Source organism: Candidatus Defluviilinea proxima, assembly GCA_016721115.1.
GTDB lineage: Bacteria > Chloroflexota > Anaerolineae > Anaerolineales > Villigracilaceae > Defluviilinea > Defluviilinea proxima.
Window position 1 is genome coordinate 3,339,562 of the sequence record JADKIW010000001.1, and the last position, 11,299, is coordinate 3,350,860.

The window sequence follows — 11,299 nt, forward strand, 5'->3', positions numbered from 1 at the left end:
GTTTGTATTGAAACGCTTTTCAATTTATATGATAGGCAATCACTTGCCTTATTGTACTATGGATGCCCCGCATCTTATCGGACCGATATGCCTGCTCCTGTTTCGACATTTCCCACCACCCAGACAGCTTGATCCAACTCCTTTGCTCGCACAAGGAAAGAATCTAATTTTGCATGAGGGACGCCTAGCAACAAACCTCCGCTTGTCTGCGGATCGAATAACAGCATCTGGTTTTCTTCGTCAATGGATTCAGCGAACTTCACCTTGGCTTCAAAGTGACTCTTGTTATCGAATGCGCCGCCAGCAAAGCATCCTTTTTCTGCATATTTGCGCGCACATGAAATGAAAGGGATGTTTGTAAATTCGAATCTTAATGCGACATTCGAAGCATCTGCCATTTCCATGGCATGACCAAGGAAACTATAGCCGGTAATATCGGTACCACCTTGCAGGTCAAATTCATTCGCCAGTTGACCGGCCTTTTTGTTCAGCAGTTTCATCCATTGGACCGCTTCAAGTACGTCTTCTTTATCAGCCTGTTCGCGTTTCAAGGCTGTCGTCGTGACTCCGAAACCAAGTGGCTTGGTCAATACCAATGCGTCGCCCACTTTGAAGCCGCCTTTACTCATCATCTTGCGGGGATCTACAAAACCGATGACAACCAGTCCGTATTTGGGTTCCTTGTCTTTGACGGTGTGTCCACCTGCGATGACGACTCCCGCTTCCAATGCCTTCTCTGCACCGCCACGAATGATCTCAGCAGATATTTCATTGGGAAGGTCATCGGGCAATGCCGCAACATTCAACGCAAGGAAGGGACGTCCGCCCATGGCGTAGACATCTGATAAGCTGTTGGCGGCCGCGATGGAACCGTAATCGTAGGCGTTGTCCACAACCGGTGTGAAGAAATCGGTTGTGATGACAATGGCCTTGTCTTCATCCAAACGCCAAACGGCCGCGTCATCCGGTTCGCGCAGACCAACCAACAGGTCCGGATAAGAGGCGGCATCAAAGATGTCTTTTATAGGACGCAGAACCTGCGTCAGCGCATCAGCGCTTAGTTTGGACGCTCAACCCGCGCAGGCGGAAAGAGTCGTGAGGCGGATCTCGCGTCCAGTTTGAGGAATAGGCATGGATTAAATAATAGGTGACAGTCGCTTTATAAAAGTGACTGTCACCTTCTTTTTCGTCTTACTTATGGAGTCACTGTTGGTGTTGTGTTTGTCGTGGTATTCGGCAATGGCAGAATGAACTGCTGTCCGCTGGGGATAAAGATCGTCTGCACACCCGGTGCAAGTTTCAAAATATATTGATACTGAAGGATCTCAGGATTTTCCTGCAATGATTGCCCGATCAATGCATTGGCTTCTGCCTGTGCCTTTGCCTGAATGATCTGTGCTTCTGCCGCGCCCTGCGCCGCGATTACGGCCGCATCGGCCTGGCCTTGTGCTGTCTGGCGCGCCTGTTCAGCTTCCTGTTTCTTTTGCTCAACGGTCAACTTGGCTTGTTGAGCCTGTTGCTCAGCGATCTGTTTTTGTTCGACTGCCGCGGCATACCCTTCACTGAAATGAATATCACGCAGGACAAAGTCCACCAACTCCAGGTTATTTTTACTTAACGTGGAGCTGAGTTCGTCCGTAATAAATTGCACCATTTCAGCGCGCTTTGTGGAAACGACCTCTTCCACACCGTATTGCGAAACCGCATCGCGGATGATGCCGCGCGCTTCGGGGCGCACGATACCATTCTCGTAGTTGTTTTGCCATACAATGTGAAGTGATACCACCTTTAGCGGGTCCACTTTGTAGATCACCGAAGCGTCAAGAATGATCTCCTGACCATCCTTTGTACGGGCACGTATCGAGTCATCTCCCATCACCTGTCCCTCGGTTGATGCAGCAGACATGGTGTAGGTTTGATTTGAAACCGAATACGTCACCACACTCTCTACAACCGGTACGATCCAATGCAGGCCAGGGCTAAGCGCTTCAGGGCGAACGCCGCCCGCGCTGATGGTCTTTACGACACCACGCTCGTTTGATTCAACGTAAACCAAACCGGCTCCCAACACGCTAAGGACAAGCGCAAGGGCGAGTACGATCACCACTGTTGTACTGATCCCTTTTGCGCCTTGATTGCGGCTTGCGCGGGCAATTGCCAGAACGCCCAACCCAATGGCTCCCAGCCATGCAAAACCGGCCAGTGAGCGAATTACATCAACAATATTCATTCTTCCTCCGTTTCATAGTTGAAATTATTATACCGCCATGATAGCATAGCGATGTGAACACAGCTAAAGGGCAGATCGCCGAACTCATTTTACAGAACGGACTCCGTTATGCGCGGATCATGTGCCCTGTAAACTTGACCCCGTCGCCGGGGCAATACTTACTTTCGAGCAACGCTTCTTTTCTGGACCCGTTGCCTGTTCCTCTATTCTCTACGGAATCTACGCCTTTGGGTTTTATTGCCGCTGTGCCAGATCATTGGCATCCTGGACAGGAAGTCTCTCTGCGTGGTCCGCTGGGACGGGGCTTTGTGTTGCCGCCTTTTGCCCGGAAGGTTGCATTGATCGCATTTGACGATTCTCCATCACGTTTGCGCGGACTGATCAAACTTGCGTTGAAACAGGGCGCGGCGGTTGTCCTTGTTTGTGATACATCGGAAGAAGATTCGTTGCCCGATGAAGTGGAAGTGCAACCCTTGTCCGCGTTGGATGATGTTGTACGATGGGCCGACTATTTGGCATTCGATGTTTTGCGTGAGAGTCTGTATGGGCTGAAGGAAAGGCTTGGGGGGGCGAATCAGTTGTCCGTTAAGAGCGAGGCGCAAGTTTTGGTGCGGACTTCCATCCCATGTGGGGGAATTGCTGAATGCGGTGTCTGTGCTGTAGCGACAAAGTCCAGTTGGAAACTGGCTTGTAAAGATGGTCCCGTGTTTGATTGGAATGAACTTTAGAACCAGATCCTGTAGGATGTGGTGGTGGTTCCTGTAAGCCCTTGATAATCCACAGTGATGTCAATGGATATGAGTTCCCCCGGCTTTTGATCGCTGAAATTGAATGAGACCTGCCCAATGCCGCGCGCATTGGTAGTGAATGTGTATTCCTGATTGGTGTTGTTCGAAAGATGGACAATGGCCTTGACCGTTGCGTTTTCGACCGGCACCGATGCCTGATCTTGCACGATGGTGTAGATGGTTTGCTGTCCGTTCTTGAGGGTGACCGCTTTCAAAACGAAGGCACGTGCTTTGATCGAGAGTACACTGCTGATCGTGGCGTCGGGCGGAGGCGCAGGCTTGAGGTAGGCAGGGTCTTCTTTTTGTTGATCGAAATAGACTCGGCCAAGGTCAGAGATCACCACCCATTTTGCTGTGCCCTGATAGGCGCGCCACTCGAAGCGCGCACCTTCAAAGTATTGAACGATCAAGCCATCGGCCGATTCAAACGGGGAAATTGGGTTCCCGAACTGATTGGGCCCGCCATTGGCTTTGTAAAAATCAAGAAATGTAAAACACACATAGAACTGCGAATACAGCTCACAACCATTCGCGCTTTGGACTGGCATTTGGCTTTGCGGTTTGTAGGTCAGTGTTCCGAGCGGAGTTAATTGCACGCGATTGTCGGGCGTCAACTCGAAGCGGGCACGTTGAAAATATTGCACGGTTTTGCCATCGCGGGCAACGATCTGTTCTGTGATGGGGTGGCCGTATACAAGCTTGGGGTCTTTTGCGGCGTTATAGAATTGCAAGAACACACCCTTCACGTAGTGTCGCGTCTCTGGGAAATATAAAACATCTGTGGACTGGGCGTTAACTTTTCCCCATGAAGCCATCAGAATGATGAGAGCTAGAAAAATAATCGTGAACCGTCGGGCTGTGTTCATTTATCTCATTATACTCAGATTGATAGTCGAAGGGCGTGATGTGTAACCCTTTAATCCTGACTGCCTGTTTGCAATAAGGCTTCCACGATGCGTTCTGCCGCATGCCCATCGCCATATGGATTGGACGCTTTGGCCATCTTCCGGTATTCGGATTCGTCGTCAAGCAAACGCGTCGCTTCCTGAACGATGCGGCTGGTCTCTGTTCCAACCAGCTTGAGCGTCCCTGCATCGACTCCCTCCGGGCGTTCGGTGGTCTCGCGCAACACGAATACAGGGATGCCGAAAGATGGCGCCTCTTCTTGAATGCCTCCTGAGTCGGTGAGGATCAGTGTGGAATGCTTCATCACATGTACCAGTGGAAGATAATCCAACGGGCGTAACAATGTGACGTGGGGAATATCTTTGAGAATGCGATTTGCCGGTTCCTGTATGTTGGGGTTCAAGTGGACAGGATAAACGATCTCTACATCGCCACGTTCTGCTAATTGCTTAAGTGCATAACAAATATTTTCAATGGGTTCGCCAAAATTCTCACGTCGGTGAGCGGTGACTAGGATGAGTCGCTTCGTCTTCTGGTTGTTGATATCCAGTTTTCGTAGAAGTTCCTTGATCTCTTGCGGTTCTTCTTGCTTGGCTACATACTGCAACGCGTCAATGACGGGGTTGCCTGTGACGACAATATCTTTCTCATTCACACCCTCGTGCAGTAAATTCGCCTGTGACCATTTTGTTGGCGCGAAATGCAGATCTGCCATGGTGGTGGCGAGGCGGCGGTTGATCTCTTCGGGGAAGGGGTGCCATTTGTTGTGTGTTCTGAGTCCTGCCTCGATGTGGCCAAACTTGATACGCCGATAAAAGGCAAGCTGACAGGTTGTAACGACCGTCGTCGTATCGCCAACGGCTAAAACCCAATCGGGGTTGAAATTTTCCAGAACGGGGTCAAGATGGGTAAAGATGCCAGCGGTCAATTGCGCGAGAGATTGACCGTCGCGCATAAGGTCGAGGTCATAATCTGGCTGGATTTTGAAGAGTTCCAATACCTGATCGAGCATTTGTCTATGTTGTGCGGTGACGCATACACGGGACTCGATCTCTTTGGTTTGCCCTAACAGCCGAACAATAGGAGCCATTTTGATGGCTTCAGGACGCGTGCCGAAAACAGATAGAACTTTCATTTTCAGCTTGCGATGATGGATTTATTGTCGCCGAGTCGATATAACTGGAATCCTGCGTTGCGCCATTCTTCAGCATTCCATGCATTGACTGTGTCCACAACAATACGAGCTTTGGTGTATTTTGAAATCTCTGCGGGGTTCAAGCTCATAAACTCTGTATGTTTGACGAGTAACAAAACAGCATCTACATTTTTCAGAGCTTCGCTCAGGCTTTTTGACATTTCAATACCTTGTAGATTGGCCGTTGGCTTGAATGGCTCCCACGCTTTGACTTGTGCGCCAGCCTCTTGAAGTAAATGTACAACTTCTGTTGCTGGGCTTTCACGCAGGTCGTCCACATCTGGTTTGTAGGCCAGGCCGAGCGCAGCAATTTTCTTTCTGTTTAAATCGCCAAGAGCTTGCTTGACCTTTGCCACTACAAAGTGAGGTTGGTCGTCGTTGACTTTGCGTGCGTTGTAGATAAGTGGTGTCAACTCTGGCGCGGTCTCGACGAAGAACCACGGGTCTACGCTGATGCAGTGACCGCCAACACCGGGGCCGGGGCTGAGAATATTGATGCGTGGATGTAGGTTGGCGAGGCGGATGGCTTCCCATACGTCCACGCCGAACTTTTCGGCGAGACGTGCGAATTCGTTCGCGATGGCAATATTCACGTCGCGGGTGGTGTTTTCCATGATCTTGACCATCTCAGCAGTGGTCGAGTCCGTTTCGATGATCTCACCTTTGACGAAGGTCGCATACAAGTCGCGGCCAGCTCGTGCAGATTCGGGCGTCACGCCGCCGACAACGCGTGCGTTCTCGATCAATTCGCGTAAGATCTGTCCGGGGAGTACACGTTCTGGCGAATAGCACAGGAAGAAGTCGGAACCCGCTTTCAGATTGGATCGCTCTAAAATGGGGGTGACCAGATCAATGGTCGTGCGAGGCGGGGATGTCGATTCGAGGATGACCAAATTCCCTTTGCGAAGAAAAGGTACGATGGCCTCTGTCGCAGAGATCACAGCGCCCATGTCGGCCAGTTTGTATTTTCGGCCTTCATATTCGGCATATTTGCCTTCATGGAAAGGTGTTGGCACAGCAATCAGGAAGGCATCGGCCTCTTCAGGCTGGGATGATACGGTCAGGTTACCGGATTGGAGGGCGGTTTCCACCACATTCCGCAAGCCGGGCTCGTGGATGTGGAGTTCGCCTTTGCTCAATGTTTCAATAACATACTCATTGACATCTACGCCGACGACTTTGATTCCGTTCGTGGCAAAGGTGGATGCAGTGGGAAGGCCGATATAGCCAAGACCAAGTACACAAATTTTGTTGAATTTCACATAGACTCCTTATGGGAGGGGTTTCCTCTGGCGGCTGTATTATACAGCCCCGGGAACCGTCCCTTGAAAAACTTTTCATGACAGGTTTCGTACATAATATAGACGTATTAAGGGCATTGAATGGCCCGACCTGTTGTATAATGAATTGGAGAGATATATGGATTTCCTACTTGACCCCAACATTGCATATCTTTTATTGATGGGCGGCGTATTGATGGTGATGATGGCACTCGTCACACCGGGAACGGGATTTTTTGAAGTGGGGGCATTTTTCTGTATCGCTTTGACCGGATACGAGATCTATAAGCTGTCTGTCAACTGGTGGGCGATGATTCTTATTGTGCTCAGTATTGGCCCCTTTTTGTATTCCATTCAAAAGCCAAAACGCGAACTGTATCTTGGTGTGTCCCTTGTGATCCTTGTGTTGGGCTCGATATTTCTTTTCCCAGCAGAGGATGGTGGGATAAGCGTGAATCCTTTTGTGGCAATTGTCGTTTCTGCCTCTGTTGTCGGGTTCTTATGGATCGCGGTAGGCAAATCTATTCAAGTGGCACAGACCAAACCTATGCAAGACCTTGATATCCTAATTGGGAAGGTTGGCGAGGCCAGAACGACAATATTGAAAGAGGGGAGTGTGCAAGTGGGCGGTGAATTGTGGACGGCTCGTAGTGAAACTAATATCCCTGCAGGAAGCCCTGTGCGTGTGGTTGGCAGGGACGGATTTGTGATTGTTGTTGTAAAGAAAGATTCATAAATCATTTTGATATAAAGGAGAGAAACATGAATGGCTTTTTTACAAGTGGTGTAGTTTGCATTGTAGGCGCGATCCTACTGATCGTTCTGGTTTTTCTGGCTCAGGCGATCAAGATCGTACCTGAATATCAGCGTTTGGTTGTCTTCCGCCTTGGGCGTGTGTTGGAAAAGCCCATAGGCCCGGGAATTATCTTGCTCATCCCGATCATTGACCGCGCCCGATGGGTGGACTTGCGCGAGCAGATCCGCGAGGTGCCGCATCAAGTTTCCATTACCAAGGATAATGCGCCGATTTCCATCGACTTCCTTTGGTACTTTAAAGTGATCGAGCCGGTTCAGTCCGTGATCCAGGTTGGTAACTTCGAACAATCTGCGGCCGGTATTGCGGCTACAACCTTGCGCGCGGTCATCGGTGGTATCCCATTGGATGATGTGCTTTCAGAACGTGAACACATTAACAACATGCTTCGCAATCGTCTCGATGAAGTCACCGAGCGCTGGGGCGTGAAAGTAACAAACGTTGAGATCCGCGAGATCATCCCGCCGCGCGAAGTGCAGGAAGCAATGAACCGTCAGATGACGGCAGAACGCGTCCGCCGTGCTTTAGTCACTGAATCAATGGGTGATAAGGAAGCGGCTGTGAACCGTGCTGAAGGTACCAAGCAAGCGGCCGTTCTGCAAGCTGACGGTGAGCGCCAATCCAACATCCTTCGCGCAGAAGGCGAAAAGCAGGCGCAGGCTTTGCGCGCTGAAGGTTTTGCGGTAGCGCTCGAGAAGATCAACGCCGCCGCTGGCAAAGTGGACCCGAAGACAATGTCTCTGCAGTATTTTGAGACCTTGAAATCCATTGGCTTAAGCCCATCCACAAAGTACATCTTCCCGATGGAATTTACAAGCATGCTTGATAATTTCCTCAACAAAGATGCGAAGAAGTAATCTGTAGGTTGATATATAAATAAGGCAGGTAGGAAGTGAATCCATATTCACTTCCTACCTTTTTTGTTGATAGAATCCCTTACATGGAAATTCAAACAGCAACTTTGCTTGACCTCAATGCACTGCGGCGACTTGAACATGCTTGCTTTGAAAAAGATGCCTGGCCTATTCTTGACTTGGCCGCCGTCTTGACATGGCCCGAAGTGATCCGCCTCAAGGCAGTGGAAGATGATCAGATGATCGGATTTGTTGCAGGCGATCCGCGGTCATCCCAAAATGTAGCCTGGATCGCCACCATTGGAGTTGATCCTGGCTATCAACGACGGGGTATCGGGCGAATGTTGTTGCGCGCTTGCGAGGCACAGATCAAATTGCCACGTATCAAATTAAGCGTGCGAGCCTCCAATCATGGAGCGATCGCACTGTACGAAGCCGAAGGCTATCGTTTCGTTGATCTATGGAGGAACTACTACTCCGATAACGAAGATGCGTTAGTGATGGAAAAGACACTATAGACCATGAGGCGACTTGTCGCTTCAAAAGTGACAAGCGCCTTTGGTGTGGGATATAATGACCCTATATGACAGTTGAAGCGCTCCCGCCGCCTGTGTGGGTGAATAATCAAAATAGTCTCAGGCACATGACCATTGATCTATCTGCGCAATCGCGTATTGCGGTGGATACAGAGTCAAATAGTTTGCATGCATATCGTGAACAGGTATGCCTTATCCAGTTTTCCACACCCAAACGGGATTATGTCGTTGATCCGCTCGAACTCGATGATCTGAATTTACTCGCTCCCATATTTGCCAGCCCCAACATTGAAAAAATATTTCATGCCGCTGAATATGATCTCGTTTGCTTGAAGCGGGATTTTTCTTTTGAGTTTTGCAACCTTTTCGATACGATGCAGGCCGCTCGTATCCTTGGGTACAAATATGTGGGATTGGATAATATCCTTTCAGAAAAATTCGCAGTGAAGATGGATAAACGTCACCAAAAGGCGGATTGGGGAGCACGACCATTGACGTCATCACAGATCGATTATGCTCGTATGGATACCCATTATCTGTTTATGTTACGCGACCAACTCGAAAAAGAATTGCGCGAAATGGGTCGTTGGGAATATGCACAGGATGATTTCATGTTGGCGTGTGATGTGGATACTCCAAAAGAAAAATTGAACGGTTCCTCTTGGAAGCGTTTTAATTTTCGCAAAGATGTTTCGCATCGTGAATTGACCATCTTGAGCGAACTATGTATTTGTCGTGATGAGATCGCTGAAGAGATGGATCGTCCGTTGTTCAAGGTGGTGTCTGATGCCACTCTGTTGGATATCGCACGAAACATTCCTGAGAAAGACGTTGACTTGGCCGCGTTGGGGTTGAGTCAGCGGCAGATACAACTGTGGGGCAAGAGGATCTTAGCGGCGGCCCGGCGCGGGGTGGATGCTCCGCTTGTTGAACGGGAGCAGGCTAAACGTCCGAGTGACGCGGTGGTTAGGCGTTTGGAAAAGCTGAAGACTTGGAGAAAGAAACTCGCAGAAGCAATGAAAGTTGAGTCGGATATCATCCTTCCGAAAATTTATTTAAGCGCTTTTTCTGAGAACCCGCCGAAGAGTTTGGATATGGTGAAGTCTATTATGGTCCGGTCTCCAAACCGTTTTGAAAAATATGGAGAGCAGATCTATCGCTTGATCGGAGGTTGACATGAGAATTAATTTTCACGGCGCGGCACACACGGTGACAGGGAGCCAGCACTTGCTGGAGATCAACGGTCACCGCCTCTTACTGGACTGTGGGCTGTATCAGGGACGAAGAGAAGAGACTTACGCTCGGAACTTGAAGTTTTCCTATGACCCGCGTACAGTGGATGCCGTGATCCTTTCTCACGCACACATTGATCATTGTGGGAACTTGCCCAATTTTGTACAGGATGGATATAACGGGCTTGTGTATGCAACGCGTGCAACCGTTGACCTTGCGACGATCATGATGGCTGACTCTGGACGCATCCAGGAAGCGGACGCGGAATTTGTGAACAGGAAGCGTTTGGCGCGCGGCGAAGAACCTATTGAGCCGTTGTATACCGAAGTGGATGCACAACATGCGGCTGATTTGTTTCGCGGTGTGGAGTACGACCAGTCATTTGAAGTTCTTCCCGGTGTTACTGCGCGTTTTGTAGAAGCTGGCCATATTTTAGGCTCGGCGGCTGTTTCACTGGAGATCGAGGAGAAGGGGCGTAAGATCCATTTTTGGTTTTCGGGTGATATCGGTCGTTATAAACTGCCGTTGTTGCGAGACCCTGTATTACCTGAAAATGTTGATTACTTATTGATGGAGTCAACCTATGGGGATAAATCTCATGCGGACCCGTCATTGGCGTTCAATGAATTTCGCGATGTGGTCAAGCGGACGTTGAAGCGAGGTGGCAAGGTCATTATCCCTGCTTTTGCAGTAGGACGCACACAAGAGTTGGTTTATCACTTGAATGAGATGATGTTCAACGGTGATGTGCCACAGGCGCCTGTTTTTGTAGATAGTCCGTTGGCCGTGAACGCTTCAAATGTGTTCAGAAAGCACCCTGAATGTTTCGATGCGGAGACGCGGAAGTTTGTACAGGAAGCCCGTCATCCCGCATTGGATTTCAAGCTATTGACCTACACCCAATCTGTTGAAGAATCCAAGGCGTTGAACCTGCGCAAGGATCCGATGGTGATCATCTCGGCCTCCGGTATGGCTGAAACAGGACGCATCTTGCATCATCTTCGCAATAATATTGAGAACCCGAAAAATACGGTTTGCATTGTGTCATGGCAGGCGCCGTTCACGCTGGGCCGTCGCCTTGCAGATCGCGAGAAACACATCAAGATTTTCGGTGAGCCTTATACGGTCAAAGCTGAAGTAGCCACGATCGGTGGCCTCTCAGGCCATGCGGGGCAGGACCTATTGACGAAGTACGCTGTCAATGTGAAAAATACAGTGAAGAAAGTTTTTCTTGTACATGGAGAAGAAAAACAGGCGACAACGCTGACCGGCATATTGAATGATAACAATCTTCGCGAAGTATATTATCCTGAGCTACATTCGAGCGTGGAAATTTAAGATATAATACCGCCCGCACGATTGGGAAGGTGCCAGAGTGGTTGAATGGGACGGTCTCGAAAACCGTTGTGGGCTCCGGTCCACCGAGGGTTCGAATCCCTCCCTTCCCGCAGAAAAAACTCCGA

At 49.6% G+C, this 11,299-nt stretch carries 11 protein-coding genes and 1 tRNA gene; 7 read left to right on the forward strand and 5 right to left on the reverse strand.

The features are described 5' to 3' along the window. Positions 1 to 74 precede the first annotated feature (74 nt). Positions 75 to 1,133 carry a selenide, water dikinase SelD gene (gene selD, locus IPP66_15420; GenBank protein MBK9926665.1) on the reverse strand — a complete coding sequence of 353 codons (1,059 nt, stop codon included), beginning with the start codon at positions 1,131 to 1,133 and terminating at the stop codon, positions 75 to 77. Positions 1,134 to 1,195: 62 nt separating this feature from the next. Next, positions 1,196 to 2,230, reverse strand: coding sequence for a prohibitin family protein (locus tag IPP66_15425; protein MBK9926666.1), 1,035 nt, complete (start codon positions 2,228 to 2,230; stop codon positions 1,196 to 1,198). A 53-nt stretch (positions 2,231 to 2,283) separates the two neighbouring features. On the opposite strand from IPP66_15425, the gene IPP66_15430 reads away from it, so the two are divergent. Next, positions 2,284 to 2,958: a hypothetical protein gene (locus tag IPP66_15430; GenBank protein MBK9926667.1), complete on the forward strand. Its 675-nt coding sequence runs from the start codon at positions 2,284 to 2,286 to the stop codon at positions 2,956 to 2,958. Here IPP66_15430 and IPP66_15435 read toward each other — a convergent pair. From IPP66_15435 to IPP66_15445, 3 genes are read right to left on the reverse strand one after another with little or no spacing between them, the layout of a single operon-like run. Beyond that, on the reverse strand, positions 2,955 to 3,884 hold the full coding sequence (locus IPP66_15435; protein MBK9926668.1) for a carboxypeptidase regulatory-like domain-containing protein: 930 nt from the start codon (positions 3,882 to 3,884) through the stop codon (positions 2,955 to 2,957). The genes IPP66_15430 and IPP66_15435 overlap by 4 nt on opposite strands. Before the next feature lie 50 nt (positions 3,885 to 3,934). Further along, positions 3,935 to 5,059 (reverse strand): UDP-N-acetylglucosamine 2-epimerase (non-hydrolyzing), encoded by a 1,125-nt coding sequence (gene wecB / locus IPP66_15440; protein MBK9926669.1) that lies wholly within the window; start codon positions 5,057 to 5,059, stop codon positions 3,935 to 3,937. 2 nt (positions 5,060 to 5,061) lie between these two features. Beyond that, positions 5,062 to 6,381: a nucleotide sugar dehydrogenase gene (locus IPP66_15445; protein ID MBK9926670.1), complete on the reverse strand. Its 1,320-nt coding sequence runs from the start codon at positions 6,379 to 6,381 to the stop codon at positions 5,062 to 5,064. Between the two features lie 157 nt (positions 6,382 to 6,538). On the opposite strand from IPP66_15445, the gene IPP66_15450 reads away from it, so the two are divergent. From IPP66_15450 to IPP66_15475, 6 genes are all read left to right on the forward strand, one after another. Continuing rightward, on the forward strand, positions 6,539 to 7,135 hold the full coding sequence (locus IPP66_15450) for a hypothetical protein (protein ID MBK9926671.1): 597 nt from the start codon (positions 6,539 to 6,541) through the stop codon (positions 7,133 to 7,135). A 26-nt stretch (positions 7,136 to 7,161) separates the two neighbouring features. After that, positions 7,162 to 8,070: an SPFH/Band 7/PHB domain protein gene (locus tag IPP66_15455; GenBank protein MBK9926672.1), complete on the forward strand. Its 909-nt coding sequence runs from the start codon at positions 7,162 to 7,164 to the stop codon at positions 8,068 to 8,070. A gap of 83 nt (positions 8,071 to 8,153) precedes the next feature. Beyond that, positions 8,154 to 8,585, forward strand: a complete 432-nt coding sequence (locus IPP66_15460) for a GNAT family N-acetyltransferase (GenBank protein ID MBK9926673.1) — start codon at positions 8,154 to 8,156, stop codon at positions 8,583 to 8,585. 65 nt (positions 8,586 to 8,650) lie between these two features. Continuing rightward, positions 8,651 to 9,778: a ribonuclease D gene (locus tag IPP66_15465; protein MBK9926674.1), complete on the forward strand. Its 1,128-nt coding sequence runs from the start codon at positions 8,651 to 8,653 to the stop codon at positions 9,776 to 9,778. Between the two features lies 1 nt (position 9,779). Continuing rightward, positions 9,780 to 11,174 (forward strand): MBL fold metallo-hydrolase, encoded by a 1,395-nt coding sequence (locus tag IPP66_15470; GenBank protein ID MBK9926675.1) that lies wholly within the window; start codon positions 9,780 to 9,782, stop codon positions 11,172 to 11,174. A 23-nt stretch (positions 11,175 to 11,197) separates the two neighbouring features. Next, positions 11,198 to 11,284, forward strand: a tRNA-Ser gene (locus IPP66_15475). Positions 11,285 to 11,299 lie beyond the last annotated feature (15 nt).